The organism is Bartonella sp. MM97QHHN, assembly GCF_042194285.1.
Taxonomy (GTDB): domain Bacteria; phylum Pseudomonadota; class Alphaproteobacteria; order Rhizobiales; family Rhizobiaceae; genus Bartonella.
The window spans coordinates 1-15158 of the sequence record NZ_JBHIMS010000034.1 but is presented as its reverse complement, the minus strand read 5'-3'; the positions used below and the strand labels follow the sequence as shown (position 1 = coordinate 15158).

Below are 15158 nucleotides of genomic sequence, written 5' to 3'. Positions count from 1 at the left end.
AAGCAGATTTTAATTCGCCATGTTGCAGAGCCCGGAACACAACGTTTGTTGTTGCAAAAACATGATATTGATGTTGCTCGTAATTTGACACCTGAAGATCTTGCAGATCTGCAAAAAACAACAGATGTTAAAGTTGAAAGAGTGTTAGTGCCAACTATGATGTACTGGGGATTTAACATGACAAATCCTATTTTTGCTAAGGAAAAAGTGCGCTTGGCGATGCGTTATCTCATAGATTATGAAGGTCTTGGCAAGAAGCTTCTCAAAGGGATTGGTATCCCACGGGCAAGTTTTATTCCTCTTGGCAATGTTGGGGCTTTGGATGAAAAAGAGGGGCAACCCTTTAAACTTGATATTCAAAAAGCAAAACAGCTTTTAGCAGAAGCTGGTTATCCGAACGGATTTGAGGCAAATTTTCTCGTGTCAAACACTCCTTATACTTTGTTACTTGCTCAGTCACTCCAGGATAGTGCTGCACAGGCGGGCGTGCGTCTTAAAATTGAACGTGTAGCAGGTACACAGTTGTTTTCAAAAGTTAATGCACGGGCTTTTGATACGGCTTTTATCGGATGGAATAATGATTCTGTGGATCCTCATACAATGGCTTCACGTCTTATTTTCAATCCAGATAATCGTTTTGAGGCTAGAAATACAGCCTATCCTAGTTGGCAGCATGGGTATTTTGATGCCAATATGAATCAAAAAGTTGAAGAGGCATTATTTCAAAAAGATCCGCAAAAACGGGCACAACTCTATGCTGATTTACAACGTGAATTGATGCAAAAAGGACCTTATGCGTTTATCTTTCAACAATATAGCGTTGTCGCGATGACGCCTGATATCAAAAAGTGGGTTTGGAATAGTGCGCCGCGTATTTTTTATAGTAAAATTAAAAAATAAGTGTGTCTTTTTAGTGTTATCAAAGCTAAAAAGAGCTTAATCATAATTGCATGATGAAAGTATTCTCCCATATAAAGCTCTTCAGTTTTTTAAGGATGAAACTGTGAGGGATGTTTGTGTAGTAGCAGTATATAATTAAGATCGTTTATAGGGAGCGATGAATATAGAAAGTTATATTGGGGAGGATCTTTGTTTATGGTTATAGATTCTCTGCATCTCGAATATAGACTGATGTATAAGAAAATTATTTTATAGATGCTTAGTTTGATTAAATGAAATTGATGTCTAATGCTATGCTATTTAAGCAAAATCACAATCACTTTGTGTGAAAAGGTAGAAGAATACAAAAGGAAGAGATAAAATGGGAAAACAAAGAATATTGAAAAAATTTTCTATTTTATTAAGCTCAATCGTTTTTTTTAATGGGGCTGTAACATCGGCATTCAGTGCCTCATCTAAAGATATATTGGTAATGGCATGGAATATTGATTCAATTAGTAGTTTTGATCCAGCGCAAACTGTTGAGGTTGTGACGAGTGAGTTATTGACGAATATTTGCAGCGCGTTAGTGCAATATGATGAGCATGATCCTACAAAAATTCGCCCTGCTATGGCAAAATCTTGGGACGTTTTAGATAATGGCAAAAGAATAGTCTTTCATCTTCGTGATGATTTAAAGTTTAATGATGGAAGGATGGCTACAGCGCAAGATCTGGTATGGTCGATGCGACGGATTATTAAATTAGGATTAAGCTATGCTCAATCTTTAATGGATTATGGGTTTACCAAAAACAATATTGAAACAAATATTCAGGCTCTTGATGATAAGACTTTACAATTAAAATTAGATAAACCCTATCCTATTCAGCTCATATTGACTGTTATTGGACAATCTTATGCTTCTGCTTTGCTTGATCGGAAAACAATTGAAGCACAGAGTATTAACGGTGATATGGGGAATAAATATTTAGCAACACATACAGCTTGTGTTGGACCTTATAAATTGGTGAGCTGGTCTCCAGGAGATAAAGTTGTGTTAGAGGCGACACAACATTATTGGGGCGATGTGCCTAAAATTAAGCAGATTGTTGTGCAGCATGTAGCGGATTCATCAAGTCAAAGACTTCTTTTGGAAAAAGGTGATGTGGATATAGTGCGTGATCTTTCTTCAGAGGATATTTTAGATCTTGAAAAAAAGGGAGGACCAGTCAAAATTAGTCGTGTTTTGCGTCCGCAGATTATTTACTTATCGTTAAATAATAAGAATGCAATTTTTGCGAATGAAAAGGTCAGATTGGCACTTCGTTATTTGGTTGATTATGAAGGTCTTGGAAAAACTGTTTTGAAAGGGATTGCTATTCCACGGGCAACTTATATGTCTTTAGGTGTTCCAGGTGCTTTAGATGAAAAAGAAGGTTTGCCTTTTCAGTTGGATTTGAAAAAAGCAAAACAACTGATTACTGAAGCTGGTTATCCTAATGGGTTTAAAGCTAATCTTTTAGTTGGAAGCCTTAGTTATATGTCGTCTGTTGCACAGTCTATTCAAGCCAATGCACGCAAAATTGGTGTTGAGCTTACAATTGAAAAAATGGCACAAAATCAATTGTTGAGCCGTGTACGTGGTGGAAATTATGATACTGCTATTATGGGGTGGGGGAGTGCCGATCCTGATGGACATCCTGCTTCATTAAATCACGTGTTTAACCCTGATCCAACATTTACAAAAAAGCACAATATGTATTTAGCTTGGCGCGCTGGGTATTATGATGAAAATATTAATAACATGGTGATGGATGCTTTGTTTGAGAAAGACCCCAATAAGCGTATTATGCAATATCGTACTTTACAGCATTATGTGCTAGAGCATGGTCCTATGGTTTATTTATTTCAGACATATTATACCGTTGGTATGGGACCTGATGTCAAAAAATGGATTTGGAACAGTTATAGACTTTATTACAATGAAGCAGAAAAATAAAAAGAAGCATGTTATAGAAAATGATTGTAGAACATGCTTAATAAGAGATTGTTTTGTTATATAAAAAAGTATTTGCTTTATGTTTTGTCGCTACAGAGGGGATTTTTATAATGGTTTTGCCACTTTCAGAGACTGAAAGAGCTGTATCAGAAAAGCAGAAAAAATTATTTTTATGGGATTTTTTATGCAAAGGATTGAAACTTCTTATTTCAGTTTTTATCACATTGCTTGGGTTGGTGACGATCACTTTTTTTCTTGGTCATCTTCTTCCTCTAGATCCGGTTCTGTCTATTCTTGGTGATAATATTAGTCAGGAAGCTTATGATGCAATGTATTATAAGCTGGGTCTTGATAAGCCGTTGATTGTCCAATATTGGAAGTATCTTCATAATGTATTTTTGTTTGACTTTGGAGATGCTTTAACTTCTGGGCGACCTGTTCTAGCCGATATTATGCGTGTATTTCCTGCAACATTAGAGCTTGCAACCGTTGCTATTGTTATTGGCACAAGTCTTGGAATTCCATTTGGTGTTTTTGCAGCAATGTATCGCGATTCATTTATTGATTATGTTGTCCGTGTTTTTACACTTGTAAGTTATTCTACTCCAACATTTTGGCTCGGATTAATGGCGTTGTTAATATTTTACGCCAAACTTGGCTGGGTTGGTGGCCCAGGACGACTTGATTTTCTTTATGAATATTCTTTTGAACCAAAAACAGGATTTTTCCTTTGGGATACTGCAAGCCAAGGACAATGGGAGGCTTTTGGTAATGTTTTTAGTCACGTTATTATGCCTGCTTTGATCTTGGCTTTCGGTGCTATGGCTTATATTAGCCGTATGACTCGTGGGTTTATGATTGAGCAGCTTAATCAGGAATATATCATTACTGCACGTGTAAAGGGATTATCGTGGGCGCGAACCGTTTGGGGGCATGCCTTTCGAAATGCTGCTGTTCAAATTATTACCGTTGTTGCACTTTCTTATGCTTTTTTATTAGAAGGGGCTGTTTTAACGGAGACAGTTTTTGCTTGGCCTGGTTTTGGACATTACTTGACAAATGCTCTTTTAGCCGGAGATATGAATGCAGTTGTAGGATGTACTTTACTTGTAGGATTTATCTTTGTCGCCATTAATTTATTTTCTGATTTGCTTTATCGCATTTTTGATCCAAGGACACGTTGAATATGACAGTAAGTAATCATCATAAATCGCAATCATCATCTTCTTTGGGTAGTTGGTTAAACGATCCTGTTCCAAACTCCATAATTCAAGCGAACATACAAAGAATTTATCACGCACTGGCTAAGTTTTTTCATAACTTTTCGGCTGTATTCGGTCTGCTTATTATTTGTATTATTATCATATGTGCATTTTTTGCTCCTTGGATTGCTACGCATGATTTTCTTAGCAATGATCTAGGGCATCGGTTGCAGCCACCCTCTATGGCGCATTATTTTGGAACAGATGAATTGGGACGTGATATTTTTAGTCGCCTTGTTTTTGGTTCCCGTATTACTCTTTATGTTGTTTTTCTTACAACAGTTATTGTAGGTCCAATAGGGCTTATTGTTGGAACTGTATCTGGTTATATGGGCGGATGGGTTGATACTGTGCTCATGCGCATTGTCGATATTTTTCTTGCTTTTCCAGGTTTGATTTTAGCTCTTGCATTTTCAGCCGCATTGGGACCAGGGATTGAAAATGCTTCTATTGCAATTTCAATTGCAGCATGGCCACCAATTGCACGTTTAGCACGTGCTGAGACTTTGACAATACGTTCTTCTGATTATGTTTCTGTAGTTCGCCTGCAAGGGGCCTCTGCTTGGCGAATTATTTTGTTTCATGTTGCGCCCATGTGTATTCCTTCAGTGATTGTACGATTAACTTTGGATATGTCTGGAATTATTTTAACGGCTGCTGGTCTTGGTTTTTTAGGGTTGGGAGCTCAACTTCCAAGTCCTGAATGGGGTGCGATGCTTTCTTCAGGGCGGGAATTTATGATGACAAATTGGTGGTTGGCGGCAATACCAGGCTGTGCAATATTATTTGCAAGTCTTGCTTTCAACCTTTTAGGTGATGGTCTTCGTGATGTATTGGATCCACGCAATGGGTAATAAATTATTAGAAGTAGAAGATTTACGTATTTCTTTTCTTACAACGCGCGGCATGTCAGAAGTTGTGCGTGGCGTTAGTTTTTCTGTTGGAAAAGAAAAAATTGGAATTGTTGGTGAATCCGGATCTGGAAAATCGATGACTGGGCGCGCAATACTAAGGTTGAGTCCAAAAGCAGCCATTGTTAAAGCTAAAAAAATGCGCTTTGAGGATGTTGATTTATTGGCCGCAAGTGAACCTCAGATGCGAAAAATCCGTGGGAAACGTATTTCAATGATTTTACAGGACCCCAAATATTCACTTAATCCATTAATACGGATTGGGGAACAGATTATGGAGGCTTACCGTATTCATTATTGTGTTTCAAAAGCTGAAGCGAGGGAGCGCACCATATCTATGTTAGAATCTGTTCATATTCGTGATCCTGAACATGTGATGCGTCTCTTTCCTCATGAAATATCTGGGGGGATGGGGCAGCGCGTGATGATTGCAATGATGCTCATTCCAAAACCTGATTTAATTATTGCCGATGAGCCAACATCTGCACTTGATATTACGGTCAGACGACAAGTTTTATCTGTATTAGATGAACTTGTGACAAAATCTGGAACGGGACTTATTTTCATTAGTCATGATTTAAATATGATTGCTGATTTTTGTGATCGTATTTTGGTGATGTATGCGGGCCGTGTGTTAGAAGAGTTGCCTGCTTCTGATTTGTCTCACGCTTGTCATCCTTATACAAAGGCGTTGCTCGCGAGTTTGCCACGGCTTGATAATCCAGTTGATATTTTGGCTGTTCCTGAGCGTGATCCTGATTGGTTGTATAATCCTACGATTGTTAATGGTGTTGAGGAGGTTCCTCATGACAAATTGTGAGAATATTATTGATGTTTCTAATTTATCTGTAACTTTTGGTCATAGGCATAAGGCAGTAACAGTTGTTAAAAATGTTAATTTTCATATTAAGCGTGGTGAAGCTTATGGTTTGATTGGTGAATCCGGATGTGGAAAGTCAACTATTTTGAATACATTGGTGGGGCTTATTCCAGATTATAGTGGAAAGTTTCTTTTTGCTGGACAAGAAGTTGAAAAGAAAAGAAGTAAGGATTTTTTACGCTGTATTCAAATGGTTTTTCAAGATCCTTATGCTTCACTCCATCCAAGAAAAATGGTCCATACGGTTCTTTCTGAATCGCTCAAAATCCATGGAATGGATAATCAAAGAGAGCGGGTGGAGGATGCTTTAGATTCCGTTGGTTTAGATTCTTCATTTCTTTATCGTTATCCTCATGAGTTGTCTGGAGGGCAGCGTCAGCGTATTGCTCTTGCACGTGCTTTAATTATTGAGCCAGAGGTGTTGTTGCTTGATGAGCCAACATCTGCATTGGATGTGTCGGTACAGGCTGAAATTTTAAACTTGTTGAAATCACTGCGCGTGAGAAAAAAGCTTACTTATTTGATGGTGTCCCATGATCTTGCTGTTGTTGCACATATTTGTGAACGTGTTGGAATTATGCATAAAGGGATTATTCTTGAAGAGCTTAGCAATGATGAATTGCGTAATCTACATGCGCAACACGATTATACAAAGGAGTTTTTTGAAGCAAGTATAGAGCCTATTGTCCATAGAGAGCAAAGAGCATGATCAATTTTACAGAAGAGAAAATGCAATTTTATTTGTTTTGAAGTTTCTGGAGATGTTTGGCGGCATTGTTAAGAGGGAAGGGGATAATAGGATTTTTTCAGTATGAATTTTCTGGGCAGTGTTTGAGCTGTAATATTTTAAATCCTATTAGAACTCCCATTTTGAAATATACGAATGACTTATAACATACATCTCTTTGTTTGATATTATTGCATTATTTTTTACTTATCATTTTATGTTCAAAAGTTTTATTTTGGGATTTTAAGCATTAAATTTGTGAGAAATAACAAAAGATAGTAATGCTGTATTTTCTAGAAAAGCTTCTCATTATTTTACAATATTATTTTGTTTTTGGTTGTTCTCTTTTTTACAGTTTTATTCTTTATAAAAAGAATTTTTTGTAAAAGACATCAAATGGTTAATGACAGTCTTCAAATATTTTTCTGTTCTCTATTTAAAAAAGCGTTTAAAACAGCTTATAATAAGCCAAAAAGGCAGCATATTGCTTCCTTTTTGTTAAATTGAATAGGCTTTTTTACAGTCTTGATTTAAAACTGATAGCGTATTCCTCCTGAAAAGCTTGCACCACTTATACCAGTTTTTTGAAGCTTTTGTTGATAGCTGACATCACCATGAAGGGAGAGGTTAGCGGACAATTATGCACTAATACCAAGCCCACCTTCAACGGAACTTCCCGAGGGGTCACGTTTATAATACTTATCAATATGGAATGTCTGATCATCACCAAAGGTTTTGATCAAGTTTACTTTTCCATAGAAAGACATAGGACGACTGTTTTCAGTGGCAATGGTTTTTGTCAAACGTCCACCAACACGGATTATCCATTGAGAAGGATTTTTCATCTCAATGGTCAGATTATCAGCATCTTTAATGGTATCAAACATCAAATGTTGATAGGCAAGCTGTGCCTGCGGTTCGAATGTTACGTCTTGGATACCCGTTGCAAATTGTTTGCTAACAGTTGTGGAGAACGCCAACATTTTTGCATTTTTCAATTTTGCGGTTGTACTAATGAGGGCATTGGTGATCTTTCTCTTTAGGAAGCCATAGGATAACAGCGTATCAAGATAGAAACCACTGTCATGTTGTATGGTTCCATAGGTTGTGAGTGACCATTTATCCACAATGCTCTTACTGTATCTTGCATATTCTTTGGAGTGCAAAGAGAGTTGTCCATAGGTTTCTATAAGGCCAAAATGTGTTGTAGATATTTTTCCCTTCTAGCGCGACAAAGTTAACAACTCCTTGTAGAGCAGCATAACGAAGATGAGCACTGCTATAACCATATTTACTAGGAGCACTACTTATCAGAAAATAAGCTTCCTGTTTCTCCATAGGCGTATAAGAAAAAGCCATTCCGTTTGTCTTATTCTTTCCTTAAGACAGATGTCGCATATTGGCTAACAGTTGCACTTTGCTTATCCATATCGGTCAATCCAGCATACAAGAGAGCACATGGCATGATAAAATAGCTTGTATTTATGGCACGATGGTTTTTACTTTTGAGTCGCTATCAAGCAGTACTGGTTGTAAGCGAAAATCCCAGAAATTTTTATTTTCTCCTAAAAGGTTTTGTTCAGCATTTGTTTTACTGTGGTTTGATTTTGGTCCATAAGCTTTCAGTATATATTTATAAGGTGAACCACTTATTGTGATATAGTCCTGTGCAAGTTTGAAAGAGTTTTGATTTACTTTCCCAGAAACTTGAATGAGTGAAAGACCACGTGCACTGGTAAGAGCAGAAGCATCTGCTTTAATATTGTTCTTTTCTAAATGTCCAGTGATATAAACCAGTGTAGTCCCTGAAACATCACCGTGAATCAGAAGATGGTCAGCTTTTTGTTTGTTTATGGCAGCACTATCACTCCATTCGACGTTGAAATGAATTTCTGCTTTTCCTGTAGCATTGTAGACTTTTTTAGTATTTGGTCTGCCAGATCCTATGTGCAACGTGTGATAATGATCTTCAGTTGGCTCTTCAAAAACAATAGAGCTGTTATTGATGTTAAGGACAGAAATATCAGAACGTGCTCTTTGAGCAATATCAAGCAGTTTTTCGTTCTGGCTTTTTTTATTTGTGCTTGTTTTCAATATCCATTTCGTATTGTTTTGCAAATCAAAGACTGTTTTGAATTTTTTTCAGTGCTCACTTTGCCGTCTAAGATGGAGTGATCGGCATTTAGTATAAAAGTGAAATCATTTTTTTTCGTTGAGGCTTCGGTTACTAATAAAATCTTGGCACGGATTTCTGAATTTTTGAGATTGGCTTTACCAATTGATTCATTTGCATTAATTCCAGTACCATTTTTAATGTGAAGTTTTGCATTGGTTAAATTGATTTCTGATGTTTTATTGTTCTTAGATTTTTCAAATGCTATACCTCTATCTTCTGCTGTGGCAGAAACATTTGTTACATCAATATGTCCATTATTATTTACAACAAATGCACTATTTTCGGCAATTATTGTCCCTCCACTCATTTTGATTGTGCTGCCATTTTCTGAATAAAGTCCGATCTCAGCATTTTTAATCGTTGTATGGCCATATAATTCAACTAAACTGCCAACATCTTGGCTTTCCGCACCGAATCCGTTACTATCTGCTGTTATTAGAGTAACATTCGTGGCTTTAATATGTCCACCGTTTCCGGAAAATAATGCAGTAGTTTTACCTTGTACTGTTCCTCCCGTTATGGTGATGGTGGATTTTGAGTCTTTTGCATAGAGCCCACTGTCATCAGATGATGTAATTTGAGCATTGTCAGTTAAAGTAATAGTGCTGCCGTTTATGGCAGATACTGCTGCACCTTTTGCGTTAAATGATCCTCCAGAAACTGTTATTTGAGAATCATTATCTGAAATTATGCTATTGATTGCTTGCGGAACGGTTACATTTTCTAAAGTAATGGCACTTCTTCTTGCAATTATTGCATTGATTAGTAGTGCATTATCCTTACGATTTAATATCGTTACATCTTTCAGTTTGTTATTGCTCTTGTTTTTTAATAAGTGAACGCCTGCTTCGGAAGCAGTAATGGTTCCTCCGATCATTTTGATTGTGCTATCGTTTTGCGCATCAATTCCGATTTTAACGTCACTGATCGTTGTATTTCCAAGCAATTCAATCACACTGTTAGAGCCAGAGGCTGCTGCACCAGCAGCTACACCACTGCCATTATTAGTTGCTTTTAAAGCAACATTTGTAACCGTAATATGGCCACCTATGTCTGCTTCTAAGGCTGTATATTTTCCTGTCACGTTTCCTGTTGTCATTGTAATTGTGGATTTTGAGTCTTGTGCATAGAGGCCTGCTTCATCATGTGACGTAATTTGAGCATTGTCCGTTAAGGTGATACTGCTACCGTTTTGAGCACATATTGTTGCATAGCTTGAATCAAATGATCCTCCAGAGATTGTTATGTTAGAACGATTATTTGCAATTACGCTGTTGCCTGTTTGAGTCACTTTTACATTTTTTAAAGTGAGACCACTTTCTTTCTCTAGAAGAATTCCTTTGCCTGAATTTCTATCTTTACCGGTTGATATTATTACATTTTCTAGTTTACTTTCGGTGCTCTTACTATTCACGAAGCCAACACCAGTTTTAGAAGTTGTAATAGTCCCCCCAATCATTTTAATTACGCCACCGTTACTTGCCACAAGCCCAACACCAGCATTCTTAATCGTTGTATTGCCATATAATTCAATCATACTATTAGCGCTATTGACTCCTGCGCCTATTATAGGAACATCAGTGACCTGGCCCCATGTTCATTTGTTGTTAGAGCAACATCCGTGACCTTAATATGTCCACCGTTTTCTGCGACCAACGCTAATTCTCCGGTTACTGTTCCTCCCGTCATTGTGATGGTAGAATGTAAACCATTTGTGTAGAGTCCTTTGCTATTCGATGATGTTGATGTAACTTGAACGTTATCTTTTTTACTACTAGTTAAAGTAATGTTACTGCCGTTTCCAGCGTATGCTCCTACGATTTTCCCCTCAAATGATCCTCCAGAAACTGTTACTTTAGAATGATTATTTGCAGCTATACCACTTTTTGCCTGCGTAACTGTTACGTTTTTTAAAGTGACGTTACTTTCCTTGTCGGCACCTATTCCTGTGATTTTAGGCTCTTTATCGTTACTGCTCGATATTTTCACATTTTCTAGCTTGTTTCCATCGCTCTTACTATTATAGAAACCAGCACCGATTGCAGAAGCTGTAATGGTCCCTCCGATCATTTTAATCATTCCACTATTTTGTGCATGAAGACCGATTACAGCATTCTTAATTGTTGTATTTCCATGCAATTCAATCATGCTGTTCGGACCGCCGGCGACAACTGTTCCGATTTTATCATTCGTCGCTGTTAACGCAACATCCGTGACCTTGATATGTCCACCGTTTTCTGCAACCAACGCCATTTTTTCTGTGATTACGCTTCCTCCCATCATTTCGATTGTGGTTTCTGAATCTGTTGCATGGAGTCCAGTGCCATGAGATGATGTAGCTTGAACATTATTGGTTAGAGTTACGCGACTGCCATTGTAAGCAGATATTGCTGCTTTTGTGGCATCAAATGATCCTCCCAATATCGTGATTTCAGATTTATTATTTGCAGTAACGCTATTCATTGCCTTAGTCACTTTTACATTTTCTAAAGTGACTTCACTGTCTTTGTCTGCAAATATTGCAAAAGTTAGTGGAGCTTTGCCTTTGCCACTTGATATTATTATATCTTTTAGCTTGTTTTCAGCATTCTTACTGTTCAAGAATTTAGCGCCAGTGTTGGAAACTGTAATAGTTCCCCCGGTCATTTTCAGTGTAGCACCATCTTTTGCTTCAAGACCGAAAAAAATGCTAGAACCAGTTCCTTTAATGGTTGTACCATCCAGTAATTCAATCGCAGTGTTAGAACCTTCAGCTGTTATAGCGTGCGCATTTGTGCCTATGTTGGTGTTTGTTTTTTGTTTCCGATTATCGTCAAATGCTTGCCGATAATTTGACCACCTTTTTTTGCGTGAATAATTTCGTAGGTTTCGTTGGAAACTTCTTTTTTACTTTCTGAAATTTCAAGATTTTTAGCTTGTGCATTAAGATTGATAGAAGAAAGTACAACTGCCACAATTGCTGTGCAGGATAGAAGAAAATTTTTAGGCATCAGTCTACTCCTTTTAAAGCCCCCAACATTCATTTTCCCGCTAACTTCATAAGCAGAAGTGAAAATAGATATTGCTTTTATTTTAATAACACAGCACTTTGATATTTTGTTTTGCTTTTTTTGTCAAAATTAAAGTTGTATTTATGTTTAATTATGTAATATTAAATTTAATTCATAATGTATTTTTATCTAATTATATTTTAAAAATAAGTTTTTTATTAGTGATATATATTATTTTATATCAATATTTATTTATTTTAATATTTATTGATGTATAATTAAAGAAATACAGTTATATAAAATAAATTAAAAAATATAATATAAATAAGAATAGTAGTGTTTTTAATATTGTACATTTTCAAAAAAATGAAAGATTTTATAGTTTTAAAGTTAATAAATAATAAATATTTTTGTGTGTAATTTACTTTATATTTTATATTGAGTGGAAAAAGGTGAAATTAGAGTGGATATGTGATAATTGATTGTTCTTACCTACATTATGTATCGAATGAGTTTTTGACAGCAAAAATGAGAGAAGGCTTTAATAGAGCGTTGAGGGTTCTTTGAGTGCTCAGTGTCTTCTTTGAACAAATAAAATATAAAAATATGTAGAATCCGCTGATAAGCCACAATTTCCGAAAGGCTACATACTATACAAAACTCCGTTGGATGTAGTTTGACATTAGGTTTTGTACTAAGTGGGAAGAGGTGAGATTAGTTAGAAATACGTGATAATTTATTGTTTTTATGGTTATTTTTTACCATTAAATGCGCGTTTTAATGGCATGGGGCAAGGACCATCCCGTTTTAACAAGCGCCATTATCAAAACCATTGCCGCCCTGATGGCTTTTAACATTGTTCTACGTGTGTTGCGCTTTACCATGACTGGCGCACACGTCTTGGTTTATTTTGGTGCTGAACCCACCACCATCACCAAATGGAAAAACATCATTGCTGCTGCTTTTGATCTCTCTCAAACTTGGCAAAAGTTCAAACAAGGGCTTGGCGCTGTTGTTCAAAGCTTTGAAGGTTTGTGGGAGGGCGTTAAACAAAGCCTTTCCAATTTTTGGCAATGGTTGAAGAGTTTTTTTACACAGGAAAAGCTCTCGGAGGGTGCCAAGGCTGGTATGGAACAAGCCGGCGAAGATTTAGCCAATTGGATTGTCGATGGTTTTATGGCACCCATCACAAAGTTGAGCGATTTTTGTAAATCTTTGCCCAGCCGCATTAAGGGGTGGATTGGGTCGATTGATGTAAGAGAGTTTTTGCCAAGTTTTTTGGGAGGCAAAACAACCATTCAGCCCATACCACAATTTGCGGGGGCGGGGCATGCAAATTCCCCTTTTACAGAAGCAAAAGGCAAAGATCACTCCCCCATCACACACAATCAAAATGTCACGGTGCATGTTAATGGGGCGCGTGAACCCATGGACACTGGTCGTGCGGTTGCTCATGCTTTGCAACGGGCACGCGCCAATGCCTTGCATGGCGGGACAGAGTAATGACACAATCAAGGGGAGGGCGTCTATGAGAGATCCTTTGCTAATGTTAGGACCACATCTCTTCTATGTAGACTGGCTAAATTTCCAATCCTTTGAGGAAGAGTTTTCTGCCTCATGGGTTTGTATGGAGCGTTTTGGCAAGGCACCCAGTTTGCAATTTACCGGCTATGGCAATGATCCCAAAACCATTCATGGAGTTTGGTTTCCAGAAGAATTTGGTGATCGGGTAGCTATTGATGCCATCACTACAACTATCCGAAGAGCAAAGCCGGTCCAGATGCTTCATTGGATCAATGATACCACCTATAGTGTCCTTCTCCATGGACCCGTAGTAATCACCACGATCAATAAAGACCATGACTATATCAGTCGCTCTGGTCAATCCCAGCGCATTCGCTATGCCATTAGCTTGTTACCGTTTTTCGATGGTGGAAAACCACAAGGACAATATCAGGTGGGACAATACCAAGTGGGATATGATCAATATTTCCAAGGGGAACAAACGCCATGAAGATACCAGAAAAGCATCTCGTGGTAGAGCTAGAAGATATGAGTCTTGATCTGATCTGCTTTCAACATGCTATGGCTGTGTTAGGGGATCGTTCGCAAGTTGGAGCGATCAGAGGTTATTGTGAGGCCACTTTGCAAGCCAATCCAGGTATTGCGAGATATGGTGCTCTGTTGCCACGGGGCTTAAAGGTCATTCTGCCTGAATTTGTTAGCCAAGAAAAGAATAGTGTGGTGAAAAGGCTATGGGATTAAGGCGTACACACCCTTTTATTGTGGTCAAGGTGGGAGACAAACCTGTTCATGAGGTTTTTTACCAGCGTCTTTTAACGGCAACCATTACGGACCATGCTGGGAATGAAGCCGATACATTTGAAGCAGAGTTTGACGATAGTGGCAATGATTTAGAGGTTCCCTCAAGCAACAGCACTCTGCAAGTGATCTTTGGTTATGAGAACAGCATCAGTGCCTTCATGGGGCGTTTTGTTGTCGAGTCGGTGGTGAGTATTGGGGGCAGTGATGGAGAGATCTTGCGCCTTTGTGGCAAAAGTGCCTCGATGCGTAAAGAGCTCAAAGAACAGGTGAGTGAACATTTTGACCACAAAACTGTTGGTGAGATTGTTGAGACACTTGCCAAACGCCATGGCTATCAAGCAAAGGNCACAAAACTGTTGGTGAGATTGTTGAGACACTTGCCAAACGCCATGGCTATCAAGCAAAGGTCAGTCCCCAGTTCACTCAACAAACTTTACCTTATGTGATTCGTACAGATCAATCGGCTGTTGATTTTTTAACCCGCCTTGCTGACCGTATGCGGGCGCGCTTTTTAATCAAAGACCATAAGTTTTTATTTTTAAGCGGAGATAATTTACCAGCCCTCACCCTCCATAAGCACGACTGTTCTAACTGGGAATTCACATTAGAGCCACGCACGCAATACGGCACCATTGAAGCTTCTTATTTTGATCGCTCAAAAGGGCAGCAATGCCAAGTCAAGCATCAGACAGGGTTTAGCGGTCCCGTGCGGCATCTTCGCAGTTGTTATCCATGTCAAGAGGAAGCTTTATCTGCCGCCGCTTCCGAGTCGGACAGGTTGTGTCGTGCTGTGGGCAGTGGCTCTTTGTCTCTTGAGGGACGCCCTGAAATCATGGCGGATCAACCTCTTTTATTGCAAGGGTTTCGTGGGCAAATCAATGGGCTATGGAAAGCTTCCACTGTCACCCACTGCTATGAAAAACAAAGCGGATACACCACAGAAATTACACTTGAAGCACCAAACAAGGGAAAAGAGGCAGGAGAAAAGGAAACCTCTGAGTGACAGAAA

15 protein-coding genes and 1 pseudogene are annotated in these 15158 nt (G+C 38.2%); 10 read left to right on the top strand and 6 right to left on the bottom strand.

The features are described 5' to 3' along the window. From ACFIJW_RS02035 to ACFIJW_RS02010, 6 genes are all read left to right on the top strand, one after another. Positions 1 to 900, top strand: a 900-nt coding sequence (locus tag ACFIJW_RS02035) for an ABC transporter substrate-binding protein (RefSeq protein WP_375633126.1), incomplete at its 5' end; no start/stop codon positions are given. A 361-nt stretch (positions 901 to 1261) separates the two neighbouring features. After that, positions 1262 to 2878, top strand: a complete 1617-nt coding sequence (locus ACFIJW_RS02030) for an ABC transporter substrate-binding protein (RefSeq protein ID WP_375632502.1) — start codon at positions 1262 to 1264, stop codon at positions 2876 to 2878. Between the two features lie 110 nt (positions 2879 to 2988). After that, positions 2989 to 4062: an ABC transporter permease gene (locus tag ACFIJW_RS02025; protein ID WP_375613823.1), complete on the top strand. Its 1074-nt coding sequence runs from the start codon at positions 2989 to 2991 to the stop codon at positions 4060 to 4062. Between the two features lie 2 nt (positions 4063 to 4064). Next, positions 4065 to 4994 carry an ABC transporter permease gene (locus tag ACFIJW_RS02020; RefSeq protein ID WP_273790732.1) on the top strand — a complete coding sequence of 310 codons (930 nt, stop codon included), beginning with the start codon at positions 4065 to 4067 and terminating at the stop codon, positions 4992 to 4994. After that, the gene (locus tag ACFIJW_RS02015; RefSeq protein WP_375633125.1) at positions 4987 to 5871 is read left to right on the top strand and encodes an ABC transporter ATP-binding protein; all 885 of its coding nucleotides are present in this window, start codon (positions 4987 to 4989) and stop codon (positions 5869 to 5871) included. The genes ACFIJW_RS02020 and ACFIJW_RS02015 overlap by 8 nt, the downstream gene beginning before the upstream one ends. Then, the gene (locus ACFIJW_RS02010) at positions 5858 to 6640 is read left to right on the top strand and encodes an ABC transporter ATP-binding protein (protein ID WP_273790734.1); all 783 of its coding nucleotides are present in this window, start codon (positions 5858 to 5860) and stop codon (positions 6638 to 6640) included. Before ACFIJW_RS02015 ends, ACFIJW_RS02010 begins: the two co-directional genes overlap by 14 nt. Before the next feature lie 656 nt (positions 6641 to 7296). Here ACFIJW_RS02010 and ACFIJW_RS10470 read toward each other — a convergent pair. The 6 genes from ACFIJW_RS10470 to ACFIJW_RS01990 form a co-directional block, all read right to left on the bottom strand. Then, positions 7297 to 7824: an autotransporter domain-containing protein gene (locus ACFIJW_RS10470; protein ID WP_375634816.1), complete on the bottom strand. Its 528-nt coding sequence runs from the start codon at positions 7822 to 7824 to the stop codon at positions 7297 to 7299. Next, complete coding sequence (locus tag ACFIJW_RS10465; protein ID WP_375634817.1) at positions 7793 to 8017, bottom strand: hypothetical protein; 225 nt, start codon at positions 8015 to 8017, stop codon at positions 7793 to 7795. The genes ACFIJW_RS10470 and ACFIJW_RS10465 overlap by 32 nt, the downstream gene beginning before the upstream one ends. Positions 8018 to 8140: 123 nt before the next feature. Further along, entirely contained in the window at positions 8141 to 8752 is a 612-nt protein-coding gene (locus ACFIJW_RS10460; protein WP_375634819.1) for a hypothetical protein, read from the bottom strand. Further along, on the bottom strand, positions 8749 to 10371 hold the full coding sequence (locus ACFIJW_RS02000; RefSeq protein ID WP_375633124.1) for a hypothetical protein: 1623 nt from the start codon (positions 10369 to 10371) through the stop codon (positions 8749 to 8751). Before ACFIJW_RS02000 ends, ACFIJW_RS10460 begins: the two co-directional genes overlap by 4 nt. Before the next feature lie 29 nt (positions 10372 to 10400). Next, positions 10401 to 11480, bottom strand: coding sequence for a hypothetical protein (locus tag ACFIJW_RS01995; RefSeq protein ID WP_375633123.1), 1080 nt, complete (start codon positions 11478 to 11480; stop codon positions 10401 to 10403). Between the two features lie 131 nt (positions 11481 to 11611). Beyond that, entirely contained in the window at positions 11612 to 11824 is a 213-nt protein-coding gene (locus ACFIJW_RS01990; RefSeq protein WP_375633122.1) for a hypothetical protein, read from the bottom strand. 780 nt (positions 11825 to 12604) lie between these two features. On the opposite strand from ACFIJW_RS01990, the gene ACFIJW_RS01985 reads away from it, so the two are divergent. The 4 genes and pseudogenes from ACFIJW_RS01985 (at position 12605) to ACFIJW_RS01970 (ending at position 15152) form a co-directional block, all read left to right on the top strand. Further along, positions 12605 to 13327 carry a hypothetical protein gene (locus ACFIJW_RS01985; RefSeq protein ID WP_375633121.1) on the top strand — a complete coding sequence of 241 codons (723 nt, stop codon included), beginning with the start codon at positions 12605 to 12607 and terminating at the stop codon, positions 13325 to 13327. 25 nt (positions 13328 to 13352) lie between these two features. Beyond that, positions 13353 to 13838: a phage tail protein gene (locus ACFIJW_RS01980; RefSeq protein ID WP_375633127.1), complete on the top strand. Its 486-nt coding sequence runs from the start codon at positions 13353 to 13355 to the stop codon at positions 13836 to 13838. After that, on the top strand, positions 13835 to 14089 hold the full coding sequence (locus ACFIJW_RS01975) for a tail protein X (RefSeq protein WP_375633120.1): 255 nt from the start codon (positions 13835 to 13837) through the stop codon (positions 14087 to 14089). The genes ACFIJW_RS01980 and ACFIJW_RS01975 overlap by 4 nt, the downstream gene beginning before the upstream one ends. Then, positions 14080 to 15152, top strand: a pseudogene (locus ACFIJW_RS01970) (phage late control D family protein). Before ACFIJW_RS01975 ends, ACFIJW_RS01970 begins: the two are co-directional and overlap by 10 nt. Positions 15153 to 15158: the final 6 nt, after the last annotated feature.

What these genes read in the sequence shown, in the direction of transcription:
- ACFIJW_RS02030 (WP_375632502.1), top strand. Translation starts at nt 1,262, where the DNA reads ATGGGAAAACAAAGAATATTGAAAAAATTTTCTATTTTATTAAGCTCA.
- ACFIJW_RS02025 (WP_375613823.1), top strand. Translation starts at nt 2,989, where the DNA reads ATGGTTTTGCCACTTTCAGAGACTGAAAGAGCTGTATCAGAAAAGCAG.
- ACFIJW_RS02020 (WP_273790732.1), top strand. Translation starts at nt 4,065, where the DNA reads ATGACAGTAAGTAATCATCATAAATCGCAATCATCATCTTCTTTGGGT.
- ACFIJW_RS02015 (WP_375633125.1), top strand. Translation starts at nt 4,987, where the DNA reads ATGGGTAATAAATTATTAGAAGTAGAAGATTTACGTATTTCTTTTCTT.
- ACFIJW_RS02010 (WP_273790734.1), top strand. Translation starts at nt 5,858, where the DNA reads ATGACAAATTGTGAGAATATTATTGATGTTTCTAATTTATCTGTAACT.
- ACFIJW_RS10465 (WP_375634817.1), bottom strand. Translation starts at nt 8,017, where the DNA reads ATGGCTTTTTCTTATACGCCTATGGAGAAACAGGAAGCTTATTTTCTG.
- ACFIJW_RS02000 (WP_375633124.1), bottom strand. Translation starts at nt 10,371, where the DNA reads ATGATTGAATTATATGGCAATACAACGATTAAGAATGCTGGTGTTGGG.
- ACFIJW_RS01995 (WP_375633123.1), bottom strand. Translation starts at nt 11,480, where the DNA reads ATGACCGGGGGAACTATTACAGTTTCCAACACTGGCGCTAAATTCTTG.
- ACFIJW_RS01990 (WP_375633122.1), bottom strand. Translation starts at nt 11,824, where the DNA reads ATGCCTAAAAATTTTCTTCTATCCTGCACAGCAATTGTGGCAGTTGTA.
- ACFIJW_RS01985 (WP_375633121.1), top strand. Translation starts at nt 12,605, where the DNA reads ATGGCATGGGGCAAGGACCATCCCGTTTTAACAAGCGCCATTATCAAA.
- ACFIJW_RS01980 (WP_375633127.1), top strand. Translation starts at nt 13,353, where the DNA reads ATGAGAGATCCTTTGCTAATGTTAGGACCACATCTCTTCTATGTAGAC.
- ACFIJW_RS01975 (WP_375633120.1), top strand. Translation starts at nt 13,835, where the DNA reads ATGAAGATACCAGAAAAGCATCTCGTGGTAGAGCTAGAAGATATGAGT.